Source organism: Escherichia sp. KTE159, from assembly GCF_000408805.1.
GTDB classification, from domain to species: Bacteria; Pseudomonadota; Gammaproteobacteria; order Enterobacterales; family Enterobacteriaceae; genus Escherichia; species Escherichia marmotae.
This window is the reverse complement of record NZ_KE137293.1, coordinates 1-25251: the sequence shown is the minus strand read 5'-3', so window position 1 is coordinate 25251 and position 25251 is coordinate 1. Positions and strand designations below refer to the sequence as shown.

17 protein-coding genes, 1 rRNA gene and 1 riboswitch are annotated in these 25251 nt (G+C 51.4%); of the genes, 13 read left to right on the top strand and 5 right to left on the bottom strand.

Features of this window, described 5'->3' with window-relative positions; all coding sequences use genetic code 11:
- Window positions 1-91: 91 nt before the first annotated feature.
- From A31E_RS04925 to argE, 3 genes are all read right to left on the bottom strand, one after another.
- Window positions 92-1825, bottom strand: a complete 1734-nt coding sequence (locus A31E_RS04925) for a phosphoethanolamine transferase CptA (protein WP_016249364.1) — start codon at window positions 1823-1825, stop codon at window positions 92-94.
- A 180-nt stretch (window positions 1826-2005) separates the two neighbouring features.
- A complete protein-coding gene (gene ppc, locus A31E_RS04930; RefSeq protein ID WP_001005558.1) occupies window positions 2006-4657 on the bottom strand; it encodes a phosphoenolpyruvate carboxylase in 2652 nt (883 codons plus the stop codon).
- Window positions 4658-5008: 351 nt separating this feature from the next.
- Window positions 5009-6160 (bottom strand): acetylornithine deacetylase, encoded by a 1152-nt coding sequence (argE, locus tag A31E_RS04935; RefSeq protein WP_001517526.1) that lies wholly within the window; start codon window positions 6158-6160, stop codon window positions 5009-5011.
- 153 nt (window positions 6161-6313) lie between these two features.
- Between argE and argC the strand changes: the two genes are divergently transcribed.
- The 6 genes from argC (at window position 6314) to oxyR (ending at window position 13786) form a co-directional block, all read left to right on the top strand.
- Window positions 6314-7318, top strand: a complete 1005-nt coding sequence (argC, locus tag A31E_RS04940; protein ID WP_000935354.1) for an N-acetyl-gamma-glutamyl-phosphate reductase — start codon at window positions 6314-6316, stop codon at window positions 7316-7318.
- A 7-nt stretch (window positions 7319-7325) separates the two neighbouring features.
- On the top strand, window positions 7326-8102 hold the full coding sequence (gene argB / locus A31E_RS04945; protein WP_001362445.1) for an acetylglutamate kinase: 777 nt from the start codon (window positions 7326-7328) through the stop codon (window positions 8100-8102).
- Window positions 8103-8161: 59 nt separating this feature from the next.
- The gene (gene argH / locus A31E_RS04950; RefSeq protein ID WP_001240113.1) at window positions 8162-9535 is read left to right on the top strand and encodes an argininosuccinate lyase; all 1374 of its coding nucleotides are present in this window, start codon (window positions 8162-8164) and stop codon (window positions 9533-9535) included.
- 501 nt (window positions 9536-10036) lie between these two features.
- Window positions 10037-11251 (top strand): D-mannonate dehydratase ManD, encoded by a 1215-nt coding sequence (gene manD / locus A31E_RS04955; RefSeq protein WP_001517527.1) that lies wholly within the window; start codon window positions 10037-10039, stop codon window positions 11249-11251.
- 83 nt (window positions 11252-11334) lie between these two features.
- Entirely contained in the window at window positions 11335-12618 is a 1284-nt protein-coding gene (locus A31E_RS04960; RefSeq protein ID WP_000382161.1) for an MFS transporter, read from the top strand.
- A gap of 250 nt (window positions 12619-12868) precedes the next feature.
- Window positions 12869-13786 (top strand): DNA-binding transcriptional regulator OxyR, encoded by a 918-nt coding sequence (oxyR, locus tag A31E_RS04965; protein WP_001025929.1) that lies wholly within the window; start codon window positions 12869-12871, stop codon window positions 13784-13786.
- On the opposite strand, the gene sthA is transcribed toward oxyR, so the two are convergent.
- Entirely contained in the window at window positions 13769-15169 is a 1401-nt protein-coding gene (gene sthA, locus A31E_RS04970; protein ID WP_000019889.1) for a Si-specific NAD(P)(+) transhydrogenase, read from the bottom strand. The genes oxyR and sthA overlap by 18 nt on opposite strands.
- Window positions 15170-15498: 329 nt before the next feature.
- Here sthA and A31E_RS04975 point away from each other — a divergent pair, with 329 nt between their 5' ends.
- The 4 genes from A31E_RS04975 (at window position 15499) to A31E_RS04990 (ending at window position 19137) form a co-directional block, all read left to right on the top strand.
- On the top strand, window positions 15499-16665 hold the full coding sequence (locus A31E_RS04975; protein WP_016249363.1) for a M20 aminoacylase family protein: 1167 nt from the start codon (window positions 15499-15501) through the stop codon (window positions 16663-16665).
- A gap of 42 nt (window positions 16666-16707) precedes the next feature.
- Complete coding sequence (locus A31E_RS04980; protein WP_000125454.1) at window positions 16708-18024, top strand: citrate-proton symporter; 1317 nt, start codon at window positions 16708-16710, stop codon at window positions 18022-18024.
- 103 nt (window positions 18025-18127) lie between these two features.
- A complete protein-coding gene (fabR, locus tag A31E_RS04985; protein ID WP_001309117.1) occupies window positions 18128-18778 on the top strand; it encodes an HTH-type transcriptional repressor FabR in 651 nt (216 codons plus the stop codon).
- Window positions 18778-19137 (top strand): YijD family membrane protein, encoded by a 360-nt coding sequence (locus A31E_RS04990; RefSeq protein ID WP_000806410.1) that lies wholly within the window; start codon window positions 18778-18780, stop codon window positions 19135-19137. Before fabR ends, A31E_RS04990 begins: the two co-directional genes overlap by 1 nt.
- A gap of 39 nt (window positions 19138-19176) precedes the next feature.
- Here A31E_RS04990 and trmA read toward each other — a convergent pair whose 3' ends face one another.
- Window positions 19177-20277: a tRNA (uridine(54)-C5)-methyltransferase TrmA gene (gene trmA / locus A31E_RS04995; RefSeq protein WP_016249362.1), complete on the bottom strand. Its 1101-nt coding sequence runs from the start codon at window positions 20275-20277 to the stop codon at window positions 19177-19179.
- A gap of 113 nt (window positions 20278-20390) precedes the next feature.
- Window positions 20391-20582: riboswitch (cobalamin riboswitch) on the top strand.
- A 64-nt stretch (window positions 20583-20646) separates the two neighbouring features.
- Here trmA and btuB point away from each other — a divergent pair.
- The 3 genes from btuB to A31E_RS05010 all read left to right on the top strand — a co-directional run bounded on the left by btuB (window position 20647) and on the right by A31E_RS05010 (window position 25207).
- A complete protein-coding gene (btuB, locus tag A31E_RS05000) occupies window positions 20647-22491 on the top strand; it encodes a TonB-dependent vitamin B12 receptor BtuB (protein ID WP_016249361.1) in 1845 nt (614 codons plus the stop codon).
- A complete protein-coding gene (murI, locus tag A31E_RS05005) occupies window positions 22436-23293 on the top strand; it encodes a glutamate racemase (RefSeq protein ID WP_000201835.1) in 858 nt (285 codons plus the stop codon). The genes btuB and murI overlap by 56 nt, the downstream gene beginning before the upstream one ends.
- Before the next feature lie 372 nt (window positions 23294-23665).
- Window positions 23666-25207, top strand: a 16S ribosomal RNA gene (locus A31E_RS05010).
- Window positions 25208-25251 lie beyond the last annotated feature (44 nt).

Below are 25251 nucleotides of genomic sequence, written 5' to 3'. Positions count from 1 at the left end.
CGTAAACGCCTTATCCGGCCTACCGCCGCGATCTGTAGGCCGGATAAGACGCGTCAAGCGTCGCATCCGGCAAATAGCACCTGGTAGATAATTACTGATTACCCACCTGATCGCCATACGGCAGAGTGTCGTAATCGATCAGCGCATTTTTCTTATACGGGTTACCAATCCAGCGGGTGGTTTCTTTGAATTGCGGGTTCACCACCGAACGGGTTGGATCGTAACCGTCGTAAGATAAGCCCGCCAAATCCGACCAGGTGTGGATCAGTTCAGCCAGGCTGTATTTACGATCGACATCCTGCGAGAAATCACGCGGATGAGTCGCCTGCCATTTTTCCGACGTCCACAGCAGGAACGGAATGGTGTACATGTGGCGCGTCGGGTTGTCTTCATTACGCCCCTGAGTTTTATGCGGTGGTGTGTCATAAACCTCTTCACCGTGGTCAGAGAAGTAAACCAGGAAACCATTCGGATCAGCAGCTTTAAAGTCTTTAATCAGGCTGGCAACTACGTGATCGTTGTACAAGTTGGCGTTGTCGTAATCGTTATACGATTCCAACTCTTCTGCGCTTAATCCCGGCGGCACGTGATCGGTATTGCCATCAAACTTGCCCTGATCTTCCGGGTAACGATATTTGTATTTGATGTGCGTACCCAGCAGATGAACGATGATCAGTTTCTTCGGCGCGGGGTCCTTCAGCACTTCCTGGAACGGCTTCAGCACGTTGGTGTCGTATTCACGCGCACTCTGTGTGCGTTGCTGGTTCATGTAGTACTGTTTATCGGTCTGGCGCGAAAATACCGTCAGCATGGTGTTGCGGGCGGTCATCGTTTGCTGGTTGGTGATCCAGAACGTTTTATAACCCGCCTGTTTCATCATGTTCATCAGCGACGGCTGCGTCAGGTACAGATCCGGATTCTTTTCGTTGGCGAAAGTCAGCGCCTGTTGCAGGATTTCAATGGTGTACGGACGCGATGTGACCACATTATTGAACACGGTCAGGTTTGGGTCGGTTTTATGCAGCGCATCCAGTTCAGGCGTGGTTTCACGCGGATAACCGTACAAGCTCATGCGTCCACGCTGGGTTGATTCGCCAATCACCAGTACTAAGGTGCGCGGTTCGTTGCCCGATTCGTCTTTGAAATTAGCCAGCGGCGGTAATGCGTTATTTTCATTCAGTAGTTTCGTCAGTGAGTTAAGTTGCTGGCGATACTGATAATAACCTGTCAGGAATTGCCACGGCGCGGCGGGTTCCATGCGCGATGCCAGATTATCCAACGTTTTCTCAAACGGTTTGTTTTTGATAAACGTGTTCATGGCGATCGGGTGCAGAATCAAACCATAAAGCAGGGCAAAAGAGACAACATAACGCCACGGCTTCGGAATATAGACCGGGCGCAGGCGTGTCCATAGCAGAACTGCCACTGCTGTATAGGCCAGCGCGATAAGCACAATCTTCAGGCTGAAATACTGGCTTAAATACTCGCTGGCTTCGTTGGTGTTGGTTTCAAACATCACAAACAGAACGCTCTGCGAGAACTCCTGACCGTATATGACGTAGTAACACAGCGCCGCCAGAGAGGCCGCCCACAGCATCACGCCGATTACCGCGGCGATAATTTTAATCCGCTTCGGAAAGAGGAATACCGGGATCAACCACAGCGAACTAAACAACAGCGAGTCGCGCATGCCGTTAGTACCGCTGTAGCCGCTGACGTAAATAATGACCTGTAGTAGGGTAGAGAAAAACCAAAAGTAGAGCAGTGCCCAACCCAGGGCTTTCCAGCTAAAAAGGGGTTTAGCCTGGACTTCTGTGGAATGCATAGTAAGAACCTGTCTCGAAAAAATAGCGCCGAATGTATCGGCAAAACCTTAAGGATATCTGAAGGGATATCCAGAATTTGAATAAAATGCAGACAGAAATATATTGAAAACGAGGGAGTTAGAACAGAAGTATTTCAGAAAACCCTCGCACTATTGCACGAGGGTTGATAGAGGGAGAGATTAGCCGGTATTACGCATACCTGCCGCAATCCCGGCAATAGTGACCATTAACGCTTGTTCTACGCGGGGATCCGGTTCATGACCTTCTTTTTCCGCCTGGCGGGAGCGGTGCAGTAGCTCTGCCTGCAACACGTTCAGCGGGTCGGTGTATATATTCCGTAGCTGAATAGACTCGGCAATCCACGGCAGATCCGCCATCAGATGGGAATCGTTGGCAATCGCCAGCACCACTTTGATGTCTTCTTCTTGCAGATTGCGTAACTCTTTACCTAACGGCCACAGTTCTTTGTCGACCAGGCGTTGGTCATAGTATTCCGCCAGCCACAGATCCGCTTTTGCGAACACCATCTCCAGCATTCCCAGACGTGTTGAGAAGAACGGCCAGTCGCGGCACATGGTTTCCAGTTCGTTCTGTTTGCCATCTTCGACCACTTTTTGCAGCGCTGTACCCGCACCCAGCCAGGCGGGAAGCATCAGGCGGTTTTGCGTCCAGGCGAAGATCCACGGAATGGCGCGCAGTGATTCGACGCCGCCGGTTGGGCGACGTTTCGCCGGACGTGAACCCAACGGCAGTTTGCCCAGTTCCTGTTCTGGCGTAGCGGAACGGAAGTAAGGAACAAAATCTTTGTTTTCACGCACGTAGCCACGATAGACATCGCAAGAGATGACCGACAGTTCATCCATAATCCGACGCCAGCTCTCTTTCGGCTCTGGCGGTGGCAGCAGGTTGGCTTCCAGAATCGCCCCGGTGTACAGCGACAGGCTGCTAACGGTGATTTCCGGTAGACCGTATTTAAAGCGGATCATCTCGCCCTGTTCGGTCACACGCAGGCCGCCTTTCAGGCTTCCCGGCGGTTGCGAAAGCAGTGCTGCATGTGCTGGTGCGCCACCGCGGCCAATGGAACCGCCGCGACCGTGGAACAGCGTCAGTTCAATACCCGCCTTTTCGCAGGTTTTGATTAACGCATCCTGTGCCTGATACTGCGCCCAGGATGCCGCCATCACGCCCGCATCTTTTGCTGAGTCGGAATAGCCAATCATTACCATCTGTTTGCCCTGAATCAGACCGCGATACCAGTCGATATTCAGCAGTTGGGTCATAACATCGTTGGCGTTGTTCAGGTCATCGAGGGTTTCAAACAGCGGTGCGACCGGCATCGCGAATCCAATTCCCGCTTCTTTCAGTAGCAGGTGGACAGCCAGTACGTCAGACGGTGTTTTCGCCATCGAGATCACGTAGGCGGCAATGGAGCCTTGCGGCGCTTCGGCAATCACCTGACACGTATCGAGCACTTCGCGCGTTTCGGCGCTTGGTTGCCAGTTGCGAGGCAGCAACGGACGTTTAGAGTTCAGTTCGCGGATCAGGAACGCCTGTTTGTCGGCCTCTGACCAGCTTTCGTAGTCTCCGATGCCGAGGTAGCGGGTCAGTTCACCCAATGCTTCGGTATGACGAGTACTCTCCTGGCGGATATCAATACGCACCAGCGGTACGCCGAAACATTTCACGCGGCGCAGAGTATCGAGCAGATCGCCGTTGGCGATAATCCCCATGCCACATGCCTGAAGTGACTGGTAGCAAGCGTAGAGCGGCTCCCATAATTCTTCGTTCTGTGTCAGCAGGCCTTCCGGTTTTGGCAGTTCTTCACCTTTCAGGCGCGCTTCCAGCCACGCCTGGGTCGCCATCAGGCGAGAACGCAGGTTTTTCATCAGATAGCGATACGGCTCTGCAGCACCTTCTTCACCGACCAGCGCCAGCAGTTCAGGTGTTGCTTCAACCATCGACAACTCGGAGACCAGAACCTGAATATCTTTCAGGAACAGGTCAGTTGCTTTCCAGCGACTGAGCAGAAGTACGTGACGGGTGATGTCGGCGGTGACGTTTGGGTTGCCATCGCGGTCGCCGCCCATCCACGAGGTAAAACGAACCGGAACAAATTCTACCGGCAGTTTGTAGCCCAGGTTTTCTTCCAGTTGCTCATTCAGTTCGCGCAGGTAATTCGGCACGCCCTGCCACAGGCTGTTTTCTACTACTGCAAAACCCCATTTGGCTTCATCAATTGGGCTTGGGCGTAGTTTACGGATTTCATCGGTATGCCATGACTGGGCGATCAACTGGCGCAGACGGCGCATTAATTGGTGATGTTCGTAGTCAGCGAGATCTTTGTTGTCGAGCTGTTTTAAGCAGGCGTTCACTTCCACCATTTTGTGGATCAGTGTGCGGCGGGTGATTTCGGTTGGGTGTGCGGTAAGAACCAGTTCCAGCGACAACGATTCAACCGCTTTTTTGATAGTTTCTTCGCTAAGGTCTGGCTGGTTTTTTAGTTTACGCAGGGTACGGGCGATCACTTCCGGATTGCTGGCAGCCTCACCTTTTGGCGAAATGCTGTGGTATTGCTCGGCGGTGTTGGCCAGGTTCAGGAACTGGCTAAACGCACGCGCAACGGGTAGCAGCTCGTCGTTCGACAAATTTTGTAAGGTGGTGAGCAACTCCTGGCGGTTAGCATCATTGCCAGCGCGTGAAGATTTGGACAACTTACGGATAGTTTCTACGCGTTCAAGAATGTGTTCTCCCAACGCATCCTTGATGGTTTCTCCCAGCACTTTGCCGAGCATACTGACATTACTGCGCAACGCGGAATATTGTTCGTTCATATGACCCCAGACACCCCATCTTATCGTTTGATAGCCCTGTATCCTTCACGTCGCATTGGCGCGAATATGCTCGGGCTTTGCTTTTCGTCGTCTTTTATAAAGCCACGTAAACGCGGTGACGTCAAATGCTGCGAAATCGCTTCAGCAAACGAATAAATAGCAGGGATTTACGCCATTAAATTCACGACGTTTTAAATAAGCGTAACTTATGGGAATGTTAAAAATTCGCCTCGCGTAACACCAAATACGTAGGTCGGATAAGATGCGCAAGCATCGCATCCGACATTATTGCGTCGCTGGAGTTTGGCAGCAGTGCCGGATGCGGCGCGAGCGCTTTGTCCGGCCTACGTTTTAATGCCAGCAAAAATGGTGAATCACCTGGGTGATCAACTCGCGGGTGGGTTTAATAAACCGTGTCTCCAGATATTCATCAGGCTGATGGGCTTGATTGATTGAACCTGGTCCTAACACCAGCGTCGGGCATAGCGTCTGAATAAACGGTGCTTCGGTACAGTAGTTCACCACTTCGGTCTGTGCGCCGAGCAATTTCTCAACCACTTCAACCAGTTGATGATTCGGCGGGCACTCATAACCAGGGATCGGCGGATGCAGCTCTTCGACCGTCAGACGACCCGGCCAGCGTTCGCTTACCGGTGCCAGCGCGTCGTTGAGCAAGCCGTTAAGTTCATTGAGCGTCATGCCAGGCAGCGGACGAATATCCATATGCAACTCACAGCAGGCGCAAATTCGGTTAGATGCGTCACCGCCGTGAATATGCCCGAGGTTGAGCGTGGGATACGGTACGGTAAACGCTTCATAGTGATAGCGTTCTTTAAGGTCGTCACGTAATTGTAAAATATGGCCGATGGCGTCATGCATCAGCTCGATGGCATTCACCCCGCGTGCCGGATCGCTGGAGTGCCCCGACTGACCCATAATGCGAATGGCGTTAGAAATATGGCCTTTATGTGCGCGTACCGGTTGCAGTGACGTCGGTTCGCCAATGATGGCGCAATCCGGGCGCAGGGCGGTGGTTTCGGCAAAATAACGCGCTCCGGCCATACTGGTTTCTTCATCGGCAGTCGCCAGAATGTAGAGCGGCTTTGCAAGCTTCGTAACGTCGACATCGCGTAGTGCATCAAGGATAAACGCAAAGAAGCCTTTCATGTCGGCGGTGCCCAGACCATAGAGCTTGCCGTCATGCTCAGTCAGCGTAAACGGATCGCGCGTCCAGCGCCCGTCATCAAACGGCACGGTATCGGTATGCCCCGCCAGCAACAAGCCGCCAGCGCCGTGTCCGCAACTTGCCAGCATATTAAATTTGTTGCGTGTTCCCGGCACGGGCTGCACTTCCACATTGAAGCCCAAATCTTTGAACCAACCCGCCAGCAGAGTGATTAAATCTGCATTGCTTTGATCGAGCGCTTCTTCCGTGGCGCTTATTGAAGGTGTGGCAATCAGAGCACGGTAGATCTCGATAAATGGCGGTAATTTGTTTTTCATTGTTGACACACCTCTGGTCATGATAGTATCAATATTCATGCATTAATTGTGAATAAAAATACACTAACGTTGAGCGTAATAAAACCCACCAGCCGTAAGGTGAATATTTTACGTTTAGCCAGGCAAACAGACATAAGAAGGTGAATAGCCCCGATGTTGAATACGCTGATTGTGGGTGCCAGTGGTTACGCTGGCGCAGAGCTAGTGACCTATGTAAATCGCCATCCGCATATGAACATAACCGCTTTGACTGTTTCAGCGCAAAGCAATGATGCGGGAAAGTTAATCTCCGATTTGCATCCGCAGCTCAAAGGCATCGTTGATCTGCCGCTGCAGCCGATGTCGGATATCAGCGAGTTTAGCCCAGGGGTGGATGTGGTGTTTCTCGCCACTGCCCATGAAGTTAGCCACGATTTAGCACCGCAGTTTCTTGATGCAGGCTGTGTGGTATTCGACCTTTCCGGCGCATTCCGCGTTAACGACGCCGCCTTCTATGAAAAATATTACGGCTTTACCCATCAATACCCGGAACTGCTGGAGCAAGCCGCTTATGGTCTGGCGGAGTGGTGCGGCAATAAATTAAAAGAAGCGAATTTGATTGCGGTGCCGGGGTGTTACCCGACGGCAGCGCAGTTGGCGCTTAAACCGTTGATTGATGCCGATCTTCTAGATCTCAATCAGTGGCCGGTCATCAACGCCACCAGCGGTGTAAGCGGTGCAGGACGTAAGGCAGCGATTTCTAACAGCTTTTGTGAAGTCAGCCTGCAACCATACGGTGTCTTTACCCATCGCCATCAACCGGAGATCGCTACACACCTTGGTGCTGACGTGATCTTCACCCCGCATCTGGGCAATTTCCCGCGCGGCATTCTGGAAACGATTACCTGCCGTCTGAAACCGGGCGTGACCCAGGCGCAAGTAGCACAAGTGTTGCAACAGGCATATGCGCATAAACCGCTGGTACGGTTGTATGACAAAGGCGTTCCGGCGCTGAAAAACGTTGTCGGGCTACCGTTCTGCGATATCGGTTTTGCCGTTCAGGGCGAGCATCTGATTGTGGTGGCGACCGAAGACAACTTATTGAAAGGTGCGGCGGCACAGGCAATCCAGTGTGCCAATATTCGTTTCGGCTATGCGGAAACGCAGTCTCTTATTTAAGGGTGCAATGATGAATCCATTAATTATCAAACTGGGCGGCGTATTGCTGGATAGTGAAGAGGCGCTGGAACGGCTGTTTAGCGCACTGGTGAATTATCGCGAGTCTCATCAGCGTCCGTTGGTGATTGTTCACGGCGGCGGCTGCGTGGTGGATGAGTTGATGAAAGGGTTGAATCTGCCGGTGAAAAAGAAAAACGGCCTGCGCGTGACGCCTGCGGATCAGATAGACATTATCACTGGCGCACTGGCGGGAACGGCAAATAAAACCCTGCTGGCGTGGGCGAAGAAACATCAGATTGCTGCTGTGGGGCTGTTTCTCGGTGATGGCGACAGCGTCAAAGTGACCCAGCTCGATGAAGAGTTGGGTCATGTTGGACTGGCGCAGCCAGGTTCGCCTAAGCTTATCAACACGTTGCTGGAAAACGGTTATTTGCCGGTGGTCAGCTCTATTGGTGTGACGGACGAAGGGCAACTGATGAACGTCAATGCTGACCAGGCCGCGACGGCACTGGCGGCAACGCTGGGTGCGGATCTGATTTTGCTTTCTGATGTCAGTGGCATCCTCGACGGTAAAGGGCAACGAATTGCTGAGATGACCGCGGCGAAAGCAGAACAACTGATTGAGCAGGGCATTATTACTGACGGCATGATTGTGAAAGTGAATGCGGCGCTGGACGCTGCACGCACGCTGGGCCGCCCGGTGGACATCGCCTCCTGGCGTCATGCGGAACAGCTTCCGGCACTGTTTAACGGTATGCCGATGGGGACGCGGATTTTAGCTTAATTTTTGTTGGCCGGAGGCACAGCTTCCGGCATTGAATTTCAAAATAAGGAAACAGAGTTATGGCACTTTGGGGCGGGCGTTTTACTCAGGCAGCAGATCAACGGTTCAAACAATTTAATGACTCATTGCGCTTTGATTACCGTCTGGCGGAGCAGGATATTGTCGGCTCTGTAGCCTGGTCCAAAGCCCTGGTAACGGTAGGTGTGTTGACCGCAGAAGAGCAGGTGCAACTAGAAGAGGCGCTGAACGTGCTGCTGGAAGACGTTCGCGCCAGGCCACAACAAATCCTCGAAAGCGACGCCGAAGATATCCATAGCTGGGTGGAAGGTAAACTGATCGACAAAGTGGGTCAGTTAGGCAAAAAACTGCATACCGGGCGTAGCCGTAATGACCAGGTAGCGACTGACCTGAAATTGTGGTGCAAAGAGATGGTCAGCGAGTTGCTGGCGGCTAACCGCCAGTTGCAATCGGCGTTGGTGGAAACGGCGCAAAATAATCAGGACGCAGTGATGCCGGGTTATACCCACCTGCAACGCGCTCAACCGGTGACGTTCGCTCACTGGTGCCTGGCCTATGTTGAGATGCTGGCGCGTGATGAAAGCCGTTTGCAGGACGCGCTTAAGCGTCTGGATGTCAGCCCGTTAGGTTGTGGTGCGCTGGCGGGAACGGCCTATGACATTGACCGTGAACAACTGGCTGGCTGGCTGGGTTTTGCCTCGGCAACGCGTAACAGCCTGGACAGCGTTTCTGACCGTGATCACGTACTGGAACTGCTTTCTGCCGCCGCCATCGGCATGGTGCATCTGTCGCGTTTTGCCGAAGATCTCATTTTCTTTAACACCGGCGAAGCGGGTTTTGTCGAACTGTCTGATCGCGTGACTTCCGGTTCATCCTTAATGCCGCAGAAGAAAAACCCGGATGCGCTGGAGCTGATTCGTGGGAAATGTGGTCGTGTCCAGGGCGCATTAACCGGCATGATGATGACTCTGAAAGGGTTACCGCTGGCCTATAACAAAGACATGCAGGAAGACAAAGAGGGCTTGTTCGACGCACTCGACACCTGGCTGGATTGCCTGCATATGGCGGCGCTGGTGCTGGATGGGATTCAGGTGAAACGCCCGCGTTGTCAGGAAGCGGCGCAACAGGGTTACGCTAACGCCACTGAACTGGCGGATTATCTGGTGGCAAAAGGCGTACCGTTCCGCGAGGCGCACCATATTGTGGGTGAAGCGGTGGTGGAAGCCATTCGTCAAGGCAAACCACTGGAAGAACTGCCGCTGGCTGAGTTGCAGAAATTCAGCAAGGTGATTGGAGAAGATGTGTATCCGATTCTGTCGTTGCAATCGTGCCTCGACAAACGTGCGGCAAAAGGCGGCGTCTCACCGCAGCAGGTGGCGCAGGCGATTGCTTTTGCAAAGGCGCGGTTGGTGTAACTTGTTTATATCGCTCCCCTGAAAACGGGGAGTTTGCCTTATCATGCCTACGTAGTGTTGCGCTTTGTAAGCCAGATAAGGCGTTTACGCCGCATCTGGCAGGAATTTATCATCATCCTGATGCCCCTGAGTTTTACGTCCAGCCACAGCCATTCTTCGTCACATTCCTTTTAATTCTTGCGTCTTCTTTACGTTTACTTTTCCTATAAAAATCATTTTCAAATACATCAAACAATACATATTTTAATTAATTGAATATAATTAATTTCTATTGCTGTGTTCATTTTTAAGATTAATGGAATTTGTTATGTGATTATTTAACGTGTTGTTTTAACGATGATGGTTAATATTGTAGACAATATTTGAGGATATTTCTGTTCCTCGGCGGAAAATTTTATTTTTAATGTGATCACGGTTGAATAATCACTTTTTCTTCCTTGTATGGTAGTAGGCATAAAATTAAGTTTAAAACGTCTATTTAAAACACAGGAGAGTGCAATAATGAAAATTATTGCTGCGGACGTTTTTGTCACTTGCCCCGGGCGTAATTTCGTTACGCTTAAAATAACCACTGAAAGCGGACTTTGTGGGTTGGGAGATGCCACATTAAATGGTCGTGAATTGTCGGTCGCTTCCTATCTGAAAGATCATCTTTGTCCACAATTAATAGGTCGCGATGCCAGCCGTATCGAAGATATCTGGCAATTCTTTTATAAAGGTGCTTACTGGCGGCGTGGCCCCGTTACGATGTCGGCAATCTCTGCCATTGATATGGCGTTATGGGATATCAAAGCTAAAGCAGCCAATATGCCGCTGTATCAACTGCTGGGTGGCGCTTCTCGCGAGGGCGTGATGGTCTATTGCCACACCACCGGGCGTACAATTGATGAAGTCCTTGAAGACTATGCAAAACACCAGCAAATGGGCTTTAAGGCGATTCGGGTGCAGTGCGGCGTGCCGGGTATGCAAACTACCTATGGCCTGGCGAAGGGAAAAGGGCTGGCTTACGAACCGGCAACCAAAGGCCAGTGGCCGGAAGAACAATTGTGGTCTTCAGAAAAGTATCTCGATTTTACGCCGAAGCTCTTTGAGGCCGTGCGCAACAAGTTCGGTTTTAATGAACATCTGTTGCATGACATGCACCATCGCCTTACCCCTATTGAAGCGGCGCGCTTTGGTAAGAGCATTGAAGATTACCGCCTGTTCTGGATGGAAGACCCGACACCTGCCGAGAATCAGGAGTGTTTCCGTTTGATTCGCCAGCATACCGTGACACCAATTGCGGTCGGAGAAGTCTTTAATAGTATCTGGGATTGTAAGCAGTTAATCGAAGAGCAGTTAATTGACTATATCCGCACGACGATTACCCATACTGGTGGAATTACCGGGATGCGACGGATTGCCGATTTTGCATCGCTTTATCAGGTGCGTACCGGTTCGCATGGCCCTTCTGATTTATCGCCCATTTGCCATGCGGCAGCGCTGCATTTTGATCTCTGGGTGCCTAACTTCGGTGTTCAGGAGTACATGGGTTATTCCGAACAAATGCTTGAGGTCTTCCCGCATAGCTGGCGCTTCGACGCGGGTTATATGCACCCAGGCGATGAACCAGGGCTGGGTATCTCCTTTGATGAGAAGCTGGCGGCGAAATATCCGTATGATCCGGCGTATCTCCCCGTTGCGCGTCTGGAAGACGGTACATTGTGGAATTGGTAGTGATTTAAGCGAAACCGTATATCTGTCGCTTAATTTATTTATTGAGTAATCAAATCTATTCAATTTTCTCAAGGAGTATAAAAATGGATGTTGATTTGCCAGGTAGTGTTGCGGGTAATAAACCGCAACGGATTCGCCGTATTCAGACGGTGGCGCTGGTTTTATTATTTATGGCGGGAATCGTTAATTTTCTCGATCGCTCATCATTGAGCGTGGCAGGCGAGGCGATTCGTGGCGAGTTAGGATTATCAGCCACAGAGTTTGGCGTTTTACTTTCTGCATTTTCTCTGTCTTATGGTTTTTCACAACTGCCTTCCGGTATTTTGTTAGATCGTTTTGGTCCACGAATTGTGTTAGGCGCAGGATTAATATTCTGGTCATTAATGCAGGCATTAACAGGAATGGTTAATTCCTTTAGCCACTTTATTATTATGCGTATTGGACTGGGTATTGGTGAAGCGCCGTTTATGCCTGCGGGGGTGAAATCTATCACTGACTGGTATGCGCAAAAAGAACGCGGCACGGCGCTGGGGATCCTTAACTCATCTACCGTTATCGGTCAGGCCATCGCGCCCCCTGTTCTTGTATTGATGCAACTGGCGTGGGGCTGGAGGACGATGTTTGTCATCATCGGCCTGGCGGGGATTCTGGTTGGGATTTGCTGGTACGCATGGTATCGCAACCGGGCGCAGTTTGTCCTGACCGATGAAGAACGAGCGTATCTCTCTGCACCGGTTAAGCCGCGTCCACAATTGCAATTTAGCGAGTGGCTGGCGCTGTTTAAACATCGGACAACCTGGGGGATGATTTTAGGTTTCGCTGGTGTCAACTATACCGGTTGGCTCTACATTGCGTGGTTACCCGGTTATTTGCAGGCTGCACAAGGTTTCAGTCTGGCAAAAACCGGCTGGGTGGCGGCGATTCCTTTCCTTGCGGCGGCAGTCGGGATGTGGATCAACGGTATTGTTGTCGATAGACTGGCGAAAAAAGGCTACGACCTGGCGAAGACGCGTAAAACGGCCATTGTTTGCGGTTTGATGATGTCGGCATTAGGGACGTTGCTGGTGGTGCAATCTTCCTCGCCTGCGCAGGCGGTGGCGTTTATCTCAATGGCGTTGTTCTGCGTGCATTTCGCGGGAACATCGGCATGGGGACTGGTGCAGGTGATGGTGTCAGAAACAAAAGTGGCTTCCATCGCTGGTATTCAAAACTTTGGCAGTTTTGTCTTTGCTTCCTTTGCCCCGATCGTGACCGGCTGGGTAGTGGATACTACGCACTCGTTTAATCTGGCGCTGGTTATTGCGGCCTGCGTGACCTTCATCGGCGCGCTGTGTTACTTCTTTATCGTCAAAGATCGCATTGAATAAATATTGGGTCTGGCTCTCTTGTGGGAGCCGGGCGAAATAAAAAAAAAGCGGATCCTGGAGATCCGCAAAAGTTCACGTTGGCTTTAGTTATTCGAGTTGAGAAACTCTCGAAACGGGCAGTGACTTCAAGGGTTAAAGAGGTGCCGCTCCGTTTCTGTGAGCAATTATCAGTCAGAATGCTTGATAGGGATAATCGTTCGTTGCTATGCTACCTATCGCCATGAACTATCGTGGCGATGGAGGATGGATAATGAATATTCGTGATCTTGAGTACCTGGTGGCATTGGCCGAACACCGCCATTTTCGCCGTGCGGCAGATTCCTGCCACGTCAGCCAGCCAACCCTGAGTGGGCAAATTCGTAAGCTGGAAGATGAGCTGGGCGTGATGTTGCTGGAGCGGACCAGCCGTAAAGTGTTATTCACCCAGGCGGGAATGCTGCTGGTGGATCAGGCGCGTACCGTGCTGCGTGAGGTGAAAGTCCTTAAAGAGATGGCAAGCCAGCAGGGCGAGACCATGTCCGGGCCGCTGCACATTGGTTTGATTCCAACGGTCGGGCCTTACCTGCTACCGCATATTATCCCGATGCTGCATCAGGCTTTTCCGAAGCTGGAAATGTATCTGCATGAAGCCCAGACCCATCAATTACTGGCGCAACTGGACAGCGGCAAACTCGACTGTGTGATCCTCGCACTGGTGAAGGAGAGCGAAGCATTCATTGAAGTGCCGTTGTTTGATGAGCCAATGCTGTTGGCAATCTATGAAGATCACCCGTGGGCTGATCGTGAATGTGTACCGATGGCCGATCTGGCCGGGGAAAAACTGCTGATGCTGGAAGATGGTCACTGTCTGCGCGATCAGGCAATGGGCTTCTGCTTTGAAGCGGGGGCGGATGAAGATACACACTTCCGCGCGACCAGTCTGGAGACGCTGCGTAACATGGTGGCGGCTGGTAGCGGTATCACTTTACTGCCTGCGCTGGCCGTGCCGCCGGAGCGTAAACGTGATGGCGTTGTTTATCTGCCGTGCATTAAGCCAGAACCACGCCGCACTGTTGGCCTGGTTTACCGTCCGGGTTCGCCGCTGCGCAGTCGCTATGAGCAACTGGCAGAGGCCATCCGTGCAAGAATGGATGGCCATTTCGGTAAAACGTTAAAACAGGCGATTTAAGCCGTTTAGCGCCGCGACCCGATAGGCTTCCGCCATAGTCGGGTAGTTAAAGGTGGTGTTGACGAAGTACTCAATCGTGTTGCCGCCACCTTTCTGTTCCATAATCGCCTGACCGATATGAATAATTTCGGCAGCGCGCTCACCAAAGCAGTGAATTCCCAGAATCTCTTTTGTTTCCCGATGGAACAAAATTTTCAACGTGCCCACGTTCATCCCGACAATTTGCGCACGAGCCAGATGTTTAAACTGGGCACGGCCCACTTCATACGGCACTTTCATCGCGGTCAGTTGCTGTTCCGTTTTACCGACCGAGCTGATTTCCGGAATGGTGTAGATGCCGGTAGGGATATCTTCAATCAGATGCGCGGTGGCTTCGCCTTTCACCAGCGCCTGTGCGGCAATGCGTCCCTGGTCGTAGGCCGCCGACGCCAGGCTTGGATAACCAATCACGTCGCCCACCGCGTAAACGTGCGGCTGCGCGGTCTGGTACATGCTATTGACCTTTAGCTGACCGCGGCTGTCAGTTTCCAGTCCAATGTTCTGTAACGCCAGTGAATCGGTATTACCGGTGCGACCGTTGGCATAGAGCAGGCAGTCTGCTTTCAGCTTTTTGCCTGACTTCAGGTGCATGATCACGCCGTCGTCACAGCCTTCGATCTTCTCGTACTCTTCGTTGTGACGGATCACCACGCCACTGTTCCAGAAGTGATAGGAGAGAGAATCTGACATCTCCTGATCCAGAAATGCCAGCAGGCGATCACGGGTGTTGATCAGATCGACTTTCACATCCATTCCACGGAAGATCGACGCATATTCGCAGCCGATCACCCCGGCACCGTAGATAAGTACATGGCGCGGTTCGTGATGCATGCTAAGAATCGAGTCGCTGTCGTAAATGCGCGGATGGGTAAAATCGACGTCTGCCGGATGATAAGGGCGAGAACCGCAGGCAATGACATATTTTTCTGCGGTCAGCGTTTCTACCGTGCCGTCAGGGCAATCCAGCGCCAACGTGTGCTCGTCAACAAAGCGAGCGTTCCCCTGCAATATTTCGCAGTGATTACGTTCGTAAAATCCCTGACGCATGCGCGTTTGTTGATTAATCACATTATCGGCATGGTTGAGGATATCGGCAAAAGAAGAGCGGAGCAGCCGTGAATGATCGCTATAAAGAGGGTTTTGATTAAATTCTATAATGCGGCTGACAGCGTGACGGAGGGCTTTCGACGGAATGGTGCCCCAGTGGGTGCAACCGCCGCCAACATTTTGATAACGCTCGATAACTGCGACGCGCGCACCTTGCTTAACCAGACCCATTGCAGCGCCTTCGCCGCCGGGGCCGGAACCTATTACTATGGCATCGTAATCGTAGGAATGTGACATGGTAGGGCTTACCTGTTCTTATACATAAAAGCAACAGAATGGTAACATTTTATCGCGGGTAAGCCAATTGATCCCCGTCATTTATCTGGTTATATCGTGAGCGGCCTTTGCTTTGTCTGTTCCTTCCCTGTCTCATTAATTCGCAATTAAACGCTTTTTCTTATGGCAGATAGTTTTATCTTGCTGAAAAGTGCCTTTTTGTTATTGTCTCCGTGAAATCATTTTATAAAACAAATAGATAAACATTTTATATTGATTGGTTATTTGTATTTATACCATCAATGCAATCCGTTAATTAGCCTGTTTATCAGTGAATAAAGGAATAGCCGATGATCGAACACTCTATTCGTGGGTTTGAGGAAGAACTGCGCGAGATCCGCCATCAGATCCATGAAAATCCGGAGCTGGGGTTAAAGGAGTTTAAAACCAGTGCGCTGGTGGCGGAAAAGTTACGCCTGTGGGGTTATGAAGTTGAACAAGGGCTGGCGACGACGGGCGTGGTCGCTACCTTAAAAGTCGGTGACGGAGAGAAAAGTATTGGCTTGCGTGCCGATATGGATGCGCTGCCAATTTATGAAAATAGCGGCAAGTCCTGGGCCAGTAAACATCCCGGTTTAATGCATGCCTGCGGGCATGACGGACATACCACAATATTGCTGGGTGCCGCGCGCTATCTTGCTGAAACCCGCCGCTTTAACGGCACGTTGCGCCTTATCTTCCAGCCAGCGGAAGAAATGATTAACGGCGGCGAGATCATGGTTAAAGAAGGACTTTTTGACCGTTTCCCCTGCGATGTCATTTTCGGCATGCATAACATGCCCGGTCTGCCAGTGGGTAAGTTTTATTTCCAGCCCGGAGCGCTGATGGCGTCAATGGATCAATTCCATATTACGGTTCGTGGTTGTGGCGGACACGGTGCGATCCCTCACAAAGCGATTGATCCGGTGCTGGTTGCCGCACATATCACCACCGCATTACAAAGCATTGTGTCGCGCAATGTCGATCCGCTGGAGGCAGCAGTCATTACCGTCGGCAGTATTGTTGCGGGTGAGGCCGCTAACGTCATTCCTGATAGTGCTGAGATGAAAATTAGCGTCCGCTCTCTTAGCCGTGAAACCCGGCAACTTCTGTTGGCCCGTATTCCCGCTCTGGCACAAGCCCAGGCTATCAGCTTTGGTGCTACGGCTGATGTGACGCATGTTAACGGTACTCCGGTGTTGGTCAACGATGAAGAGATGGCGCGCTTTGCCTGGCAGGTGGCGTGTAAAACGTTTGGTGAAGATCGGGCCGGGTTTGGCATCAAGCCTCTGATGGGCAGTGAAGATTTCTCTTTCATGCTGGAAGCCCAGCCGAAAGGTGCTTTTTTGCTGTTCGGTAATGGCGATGTCGGGGAAGGGGCATGCATGGTGCATAACCCAGGTTACGACTTCAACGATGCAAGTCTGGTTCCGGCAAGCAGCTACTGGGGCGCACTGGTGGAAGCCTGGCTGCAATAAATAAAACAACACACAACATCACTATCTGGCAAGGAACATGGAATGACGGCGATCGTAAATGAAACAGTGGACGTAAGGAAAAAGCCCAGCGGCAAACGGGTGATTTTTGCCTCGGCGTTTGGCAATGCGCTCGAATTTTTTGATTTTGGCGTTTACAACTTTTTTGTGGTCTATATCAGCACGCTTTTCTTTCCACCCAGTGCCGATCACAATGTCGCGCTGTTACTGGCATTTGCAACGTTTGGCGTGAGCTTTTTTATGCGCCCGCTTGGTGGGATTATCGTTGGTGCCTGGGCCGATCGTTTCGGGCGTAAACCGGCGATGGTGTTTACCATTGCCCTGATGAGTCTCGGTACGCTGATGATCGGCATTGCGCCAACATATGCGACGGCGGGATATTGGGGAACAGCGACGCTGGTGCTGGCGCGCCTGATTCAGGGCGTTGCGGCAGGCGGTGAAGTCGGTGCCTCAATGTCTTTGCTGGTTGAGTCAGCTCCGGCAAATCGTCGCGGCTTTTACAGTAGCTGGTCGCTGGCGACCCAGGGGCTGGCAACGACCTTTGGTGGTGTCGTCGCTTTGGGTTTGAGCGCATGGCTGCCGTTCGCCACAGGTTCAGAAACCGTAATGGCGGAGTGGGGCTGGCGTGTACCGTTTTTTATTGGTGTGCTGTTAGCGCCCATCGGTTGCTGGCTGCGCCTGAGTCTGGAAAACGATGTGCCTGAACCTGTGCACCATAAAAAAGCCGCAGCCAGCGAAAGCGCGTTTTCTCTGCTCTTGCAACATAAAGCAACCATCGTTAATGGTGTTTTACTCGCTATTGGTAGTACGGTTGCAACCTATATCTCCCTCTTTTACTACGGCACCTGGGCTGCGAAGTATCTGGCGATGCCTCAACACTATTCTCATGCAGCGATGTTACTGGCGGGCGTTATTACGTTTGTGGGGGCGTTGTTGGTGGGGATGCTGTGTGATTCGGTCGGGCGTAAAAAGCTGATTTTAATCTCCCGGGTGATGGTGTTGATCTGTAGCTGGCCATCGTTCTGGCTGTTGGTGAATTATCCCAGTCCCGGCATGTTGCTGACGGTGGTTTTCGTGATGGTCAGCTTCACCACGCTTGGCGGTGTACCGGTAATGTTGCTGATTTCCGAACTGTTACCGAAACGGATTCGGGCATTGGGCTTCGCACTGGTTTATAGCATTGGCGTAGCAATCTTCGGCGGGTTTGCGCAATACTTTGCCACGCAATCCATTGTGTTACTGGATAGCCTGACGGCGCCAGCGTGGTATCTGGGCGGAGGTACGTTGTTGTCGATGCTGGCGTTGTTGTTTGTGAAAGAACCGGCTAAAGAGTTGCAGTAAATGTGTTTTATTGCGTTACCGTTCATTCACAACACTGGAGCAATCCAGTATGTTCATTCTCTGGTATAGTGCCAACAGTACTTTTGGCAAGGATTTAGACATCGTGATGGGCGTAAGAGCGCAACAAAAAGAAAAAACCCGCCGTTCTCTGGTGGAAGCCGCATTTAGCCAATTAAGTGCTGAACGTAGCTTCGCCAGCCTGAGTTTGCGTGAAGTGGCGCGTGAAGCGGGCATTGCTCCCACCTCTTTTTATCGGCATTTCCGCGACGTAGACGAACTTGGTCTGACCATGGTTGATGAGAGCGGTTTAATGCTGCGCCAACTCATGCGCCAGGCGCGTCAGCGTATTGCTAAAGGCGGGAGTGTGATCCGCACCTCGGTCTCCACATTTATGGAGTTCATCGGTAATAATCCGAACGCCTTCCGGTTATTATTGCGGGAACGCTCCGGCACCTCCGCTGCGTTCCGTGCCGCTGTTGCGCGTGAAATTCAGCACTTCATTGCGGAACTTGCGGACTATCTGGAACTCGAAAACCATATGCCTCGTGCGTTTACTGAAGCGCAAGCCGAAGCAATGGTGACGATTGTCTTCAGTGCGGGTGCCGAGGCGTTGGATGTCGGCGTCGAACAACGTCGGCAATTAGAAGAGCGACTGGTACTGCAACTGCGAATGATTTCGAAAGGGGCTTATTACTGGTATCGCCGTGAACAAGAAAAAACCGCAATTATTCCGGGAAATGTGAAGGACGAGTAATGAAACAAGCAAATCAAGATAGAGGTACGCTGCTGCTGGCGCTGGTTGCAGGCTTATCGATCAATGGTACTTTTGCGGCGCTGTTTAGCTCCATTGTGCCATTTTCTGTATTCCCGATTATTTCCCTGGTGCTGACGGTCTACTGCCTGCATCAACGTTATCTTAATCGCACTATGCCGGTAGGTTTGCCGGGTCTGGCTGCTGCCTGTTTTATTCTCGGTGTTCTGCTGTACAGCACGGTGGTTCGTGCGGAATATCCGGATATCGGTTCTAACTTCTTCCCGGCCGTGCTGTCCGTCATTATGGTGTTCTGGATTGGCGCGAAGATGCGTAACCGTAAGCAGGAAATTGCTGAGTAATCAGTATCATGCTGGATGCTGGCGCATCCAGCATGGGTTTTACTTAGCGGTTAGTAATACGCCGCACTCCATATGGTGCGTGTAGGGGAACTGATCAAACAGAGCCAGACGTTCAACCTTGTGCGTCTGGCTTAATGTTTCCAGATTCTTACATAACGTTTCCGGGTTGCAGGAGATATACAAAATACGCGGATACGCCTGCACCATTTTCTCGGTTTCACTGTCCAGACCGCTGCGCGGTGGGTCGACAAAAATGGTTTCGCACTGATAACTCTTCAGGTCGATACCTTGCAGACGGTTAAACTCACGCACGCCATTCATCGCCTGAGTAAACTCTTCTGCCGCCATACGAATAATTTGTACGTTATCTATATGGTTAGCAGCAATATTGTATTGCGCGGCAGCGACCGACGGCTTGGCGATTTCGGTGGCTAATACTCGATCAAAATTGCGCGCCAGAGCTAATGAAAAATTACCGTTGCCGCAGTACAACTCCAGTAAATCGCCTTTTGAGCCTTTGGTAACATCCAGCGCCCATTCCAGCATCTGAATATTCATCGCCGCGTTTGGCTGGGTGAAGCTGTTTTCTACCTGACGGTAGATCATCTCTTTCCCTGCGACCGGCAGACGCTCATCAATGTAATCCTGATCCAGCTCGATTTTTGTTTTCGTTGCCCGACCAATCAAATGCACATTCAGATTCTGCGCTCGCAGTGCATCGCGCAGGGCTTCTGCCTGCTGACGCCACTCGTCATCCAGCTTTTTATGGTACAGCAGAGAAACGACGGCCTGATTGCTCAATGTGGTGAGGTAATCAATCTGGAACAGCTTGTGGCGCAGAACGGGATTATTACGCACACCCGCAATCATCGCCATCATCAACTGGTTGATCAGTTCACTGGCGGCGGGGAAGCTATCTACGCGGATGCGGCTTTTGGTCTGTTGATCGAAAATGATGTGGTACAGGTCATCGCCATCGTGCCAGATGCGGAATTCTGCTCGCATCCGATAATGACTGACCGGCGAGCGAAACACTTCCGGAACCAGGTCAGAAAACGGCGCCATCATACTTTGTAAACGTACCACTTTTTCGGCTAACTGCGCTTCATACTGTTCTGTTGGAAGGTGTTCGGGGGTCATGATGTATCCTGAAAATGAAATGTACGCGGCGATTGTAGGGATTGCTCATCAGATGTCCAGATCTTGATGAATTCCTATTTATGCGCGACGTCTGGACAGCAACTTGTTACAACCTGTAGCATCCACTCGCCGGTCCTGTGAGTTAATAGGGAATCCAGTGCGAATCTGGAGCTGACGCGCAGCGGTAAGGAAAGGTGCGATGATTGCGTAATGCGGACACTGCCATCCGGTGGGAAGTCATCATCTCTTTGTATCCTCAGATACCCCTCCAAGCCCGAAGACCTGCCGGCCAACGTCGCATCTGGTTCTCATCATCGCGTAATATTGATGAAACCTGCGGCATCCTTCTTCTATTGTGGATGCTTTACAATGATTAAAAAAGCTTCGCTGCTGACGGCGTGTTCCGTCACAGCCTTTTCCGCTTGGGCACAGGACACCAGCCCGGATACTCTCGTTGTTACTGCTAACCGTTTTGAACAGCCTCGCAGCACTGTGCTTGCTCCAACTACCGTTGTGACACGTCAGGATATTGACCGCTGGCAGTCGGCCTCGGTGAACGATGTTCTACGTCGTCTGCCGGGCGTGGATATCACCCAGAATGGCGGTTCAGGTCAGCTCTCTTCTATTTTTATTCGTGGTACAAACGCCAGCCATGTATTGGTGTTAATTGATGGCGTACGCCTGAATTTGGCGGGGGTCAGTGGTTCTGCCGACCTTAGCCAATTCCCTATTGCGCTTGTCCAGCGAGTTGAATATATCCGTGGACCGCGATCTGCCGTTTATGGTTCTGATGCAATAGGCGGAGTGGTGAATATCATCACCACGCGGGATGAATCCGGCACGGAAATTTCAGCGGGATGGGGAAGTAATAGTTATCAGAACTACGATGTTTCTACGCAGCAACAACTGGGGGATAAAACACGGGTAACTCTGTTGGCCGATTATGCCCATACCCATGGATTTGATGTTGTCGCCTATGGCAATACCGGAACGCAAGCACAACCAGATAACGATGGTTTTTTAAGTAAAACGCTTTATGGTGCGCTGGAGCATAATTTTACTGACACCTGGAGCGGCTTTGTGCGCGGCTATGGCTATGATAATCGTACCAATTATGACGCGTATTATTCTCCCGGCTCACCGTTACTCGATACCCGTAAACTCTATAGCCAAAGTTGGGACACCGGGCTGCGCTATAACGGCGAGCTGATTAAATCACAACTGATTACCAGTTACAGCCACAGCAAAGATTACAACTACGATCCGCATTATGGTCGTTATGATTCGTCCGCGACGCTCGATGAGATGAAGCAGTACACCGTCCAGTGGGCAAACAACGTCACCGTTGGTCACGGTAATATCGGCGCGGGTGTTGACTGGCAGAAGCAAACTACGGCGCCAGGCACTGGATATGTTGCAGATGGGTATGATCAACGTAATACGGGGATCTATCTGACCGGGGTACAACAAGTTGGCGATTTTACGTTTGAAGGTGCTGCACGCAGCGATGATAACTCACAGTTTGGTCGTCATGGCACCTGGCAAACCAGTGCTGGTTGGGAGTTCATTGAAGGCTATCGCTTTATCGCTTCTTATGGCACGTCGTACAAGGCACCTAATCTTGGGCAACTGTACGGTTTCTACGGTAATCCGGATCTGAACCCCGAGAAAAGCAAACAGTGGGAAGGTGCGTTTGAGGGTTTAACCGCCGGGGTGAACTGGCGTATCTCCGGGTATCGTAACGATATCAGTGACCTGATCGATTATGACGATCACATCCTGAAATACTACAACGAAGGGAAAGCGCGGATTAAAGGCGTCGAGGCGACCGCCAATTTTGATACCGGACCGCTAACACATACGGTGAGTTACGATTATGTCGACGCACGTAATGCGATTACCGACACGCCGTTATTACGTCGTGCTAAACAGCAGGTGAAATATCAGCTCGACTGGCAACTGTATGATTTTGATTGGGGTATTACTTACCAGTATTTAGGTACTCGCTATGATAAGGATTACTCATCTTATCCCTATCAAACTGTGAAAATGGGCGGTGTGAGCTTGTGGGATATTGCGGTTGCATATCCGGTCACCTCTCATCTGACTGTTCGTGGTAAAATAGCCAACCTGTTCGACAAAGATTACGAGACAGTCTATGGCTACCAAACTGCAGGACGGGAATACACCTTGTCTGGCAGCTACACCTTCTGAACCACGTCCCACCGTGCTGGTGTTTGACTCCGGCGTCGGTGGGCTGTCGGTCTATGACGAGATCCGGCGTCTCTTACCGGATCTCCATTACATTTATGCTTTTGATAACGTCGCTTTCCCGTATGGCGAAAAAAGCGAAGAGTTTATTGTTGAGCGCGTGGTGGAAATTGTCACTGCAGTGCAAGAACGTTATCCCCTTGCATTGGCGGTGGTGGCTTGCAACACCGCCAGTACCGTTTCACTTCCTGCATTACGCGAAAAGTTTGACTTCCCGGTTGTCGGCGTCGTTCCGGCGATTAAACCCGCAGCGCGTCTGACCGCTAATGGCATTGTTGGACTGCTGGCAACTCGCGGAACAGTTAAACGTTCTTATACCCATGAGTTGATCGCGCGTTTCGCCAATGAATGCCAGATAGAAATGCTCGGTTCGGCAGAGATGGTCGAGCTGGCTGAAGCGAAGCTGCATGGCAATGAAGTTTCTCTGGATGCACTAAAGCGTATCTTGCGCCCGTGGTTAAGAATGAAAGAGCCGCCAGATACTGTTGTTCTGGGATGTACCCACTTCCCTCTATTACAAGATGAACTGTTGCAGGTGCTGCCAGAGGGAACCCGGTTGGTGGATTCAGGCGCAGCGATTGCCCGCCGAACGGCCTGGTTACTGGAGCATGAAGCCCCTGATGCAAAATCAGTCGATGCGAATATTGCCTTTTGTATGGCAATGACGCCAGAAGCTGAACAGTTATTGTCCGTTTTACAGCGTTACGGCTTTAAAACGCTCGAAAAACTGACAGTTTCAGGCTGATTTGATTGAAACTTGCGCATTCGGAAAATTATTTTAAATTTCCTCTTGTCAGGCCGGAATAACTCCCTATAATGCGCCACCACTGACACGGAACAACGGCAAATAAGCCGCCGGGTCAGCGGGGTTCTCCTGAGAACTTCGACAGAGAAAAGCGAAAAAATGCTTGACTCTGTAGCGGGAAAGCGTATTATGCACACCCCGCGCCGCTGAGAAAAAGCGAAGCGGCACTGCTCTTTAACAATTTATCAGGCAATCTGTGTGGGCACTCGAAGATACGGATTCTTAACGTCGCAAGACGCTAAATGAATACCAAGTCTCAAGAGTGAACACGTAATTCATTACGAAGTTTAATTCTTTGAGCATCAAACTTTTAAATTGAAGAGTTTGATCATGGCTCAGATTGAACGCTGGCGGCAGGCCTAACACATGCAAGTCGAACGGTAACAGAAAGAAGCTTGCTTCTTTGCTGACGAGTGGCGGACGGGTGAGTAATGTCTGGGAAACTGCCCGATGGAGGGGGATAACTACTGGAAACGGTAGCTAATACCGCATAACGTCGCAAGACCAAAGAGGGGGACCTTCGGGCCTCTTGCCATCGGATGTGCCCAGATGGGATTAGCTAGTAGGCGGGGTAACGGCCCACCTAGGCGACGATCTCTAGCTGGTCTGAGAGGATGACCAGCCACACTGGAACTGAGACACGGTCCAGACTCCTACGGGAGGCAGCAGTGGGGAATATTGCACAATGGGCGCAAGCCTGATGCAGCCATGCCGCGTGTATGAAGAAGGCCTTCGGGTTGTAAAGTACTTTCAGCGGGGAGGAAGGGAGTAAAGTTAATACCTTTGCTCATTGACGTTACCCGCAGAAGAAGCACCGGCTAACTCCGTGCCAGCAGCCGCGGTAATACGGAGGGTGCAAGCGTTAATCGGAATTACTGGGCGTAAAGCGCACGCAGGCGGTTTGTTAAGTCAGATGTGAAATCCCCGGGCTCAACCTGGGAACTGCATCTGATACTGGCAAGCTTGAGTCTCGTAGAGGGGGGTAGAATTCCAGGTGTAGCGGTGAAATGCGTAGAGATCTGGAGGAATACCGGTGGCGAAGGCGGCCCCCTGGACGAAGACTGACGCTCAGGTGCGAAAGCGTGGGGAGCAAACAGGATTAGATACCCTGGTAGTCCACGCCGTAAACGATGTCGACTTGGAGGTTGTGCCCTTGAGGCGTGGCTTCCGGAGCTAACGCGTTAAGTCGACCGCCTGGGGAGTACGGCCGCAAGGTTAAAACTCAAATGAATTGACGGGGGCCCGCACAAGCGGTGGAGCATGTGGTTTAATTCGATGCAACGCGAAGAACCTTACCTGGTCTTGACATCCACAGAACATTCCAGAGATGGGATGGTGCCTTCGGGAACTGTGAGACAGGTGCTGCATGGCTGTCGTCAGCTCGTGTTGTGAAATGTTGGGTTAAGTCCCGCAACGAGCGCAACCCTTATCCTTTGTTGCCAGCGGTCCGGCCGGGAACTCAAAGGAGACTGCCAGTGATAAACTGGAGGAAGGTGGGGATGACGTCAAGTCATCATGGCCCTTACGACCAGGGCTACACACGTGCTACAATGGCGCATACAAAGAGAAGCGACCTCGCGAGAGCAAGCGGACCTCATAAAGTGCGTCGTAGTCCGGATTGGAGTCTGCAACTCGACTCCATGAAGTCGGAATCGCTAGTAATCGTGGATCAGAATGCCACGGTGAATACGTTCCCGGGCCTTGTACACACCGCCCGTCACACCATGGGAGTGGGTTGCAAAAGAAGTAGGTAGCTTAACCTTCGGGAGGGCGCTTACCACTTTGTGATTCATGACTGGGGTGAAGTCGTAACAAGGTAACCGTAGGGGAACCTGCGGTTGGATCACCTCCTTACCTTAAAGAAGCGTTCTTTGAAGTGCTCACACAGATTGTCTGAT

Bases quoted from the DNA above. Each gene is read 5' to 3' on its own strand.
- murI (WP_000201835.1), top strand. From the start codon at position 22,436: ATGGCTACCAAACTGCAGGACGGGAATACACCTTGTCTGGCAGCTACA.
- btuB (WP_016249361.1), top strand. From the start codon at position 20,647: ATGATTAAAAAAGCTTCGCTGCTGACGGCGTGTTCCGTCACAGCCTTT.
- argB (WP_001362445.1), top strand. From the start codon at position 7,326: ATGATGAATCCATTAATTATCAAACTGGGCGGCGTATTGCTGGATAGT.
- A31E_RS04925 (WP_016249364.1), bottom strand. From the start codon at position 1,825: ATGCATTCCACAGAAGTCCAGGCTAAACCCCTTTTTAGCTGGAAAGCC.
- A31E_RS04975 (WP_016249363.1), top strand. From the start codon at position 15,499: ATGATCGAACACTCTATTCGTGGGTTTGAGGAAGAACTGCGCGAGATC.
- manD (WP_001517527.1), top strand. From the start codon at position 10,037: ATGAAAATTATTGCTGCGGACGTTTTTGTCACTTGCCCCGGGCGTAAT.
- argH (WP_001240113.1), top strand. From the start codon at position 8,162: ATGGCACTTTGGGGCGGGCGTTTTACTCAGGCAGCAGATCAACGGTTC.
- sthA (WP_000019889.1), bottom strand. From the start codon at position 15,169: ATGTCACATTCCTACGATTACGATGCCATAGTAATAGGTTCCGGCCCC.
- ppc (WP_001005558.1), bottom strand. From the start codon at position 4,657: ATGAACGAACAATATTCCGCGTTGCGCAGTAATGTCAGTATGCTCGGC.
- A31E_RS04980 (WP_000125454.1), top strand. From the start codon at position 16,708: ATGACGGCGATCGTAAATGAAACAGTGGACGTAAGGAAAAAGCCCAGC.
- A31E_RS04990 (WP_000806410.1), top strand. From the start codon at position 18,778: ATGAAACAAGCAAATCAAGATAGAGGTACGCTGCTGCTGGCGCTGGTT.
- trmA (WP_016249362.1), bottom strand. From the start codon at position 20,277: ATGACCCCCGAACACCTTCCAACAGAACAGTATGAAGCGCAGTTAGCC.
- argE (WP_001517526.1), bottom strand. From the start codon at position 6,160: ATGAAAAACAAATTACCGCCATTTATCGAGATCTACCGTGCTCTGATT.
- argC (WP_000935354.1), top strand. From the start codon at position 6,314: ATGTTGAATACGCTGATTGTGGGTGCCAGTGGTTACGCTGGCGCAGAG.
- oxyR (WP_001025929.1), top strand. From the start codon at position 12,869: ATGAATATTCGTGATCTTGAGTACCTGGTGGCATTGGCCGAACACCGC.
- A31E_RS04960 (WP_000382161.1), top strand. From the start codon at position 11,335: ATGGATGTTGATTTGCCAGGTAGTGTTGCGGGTAATAAACCGCAACGG.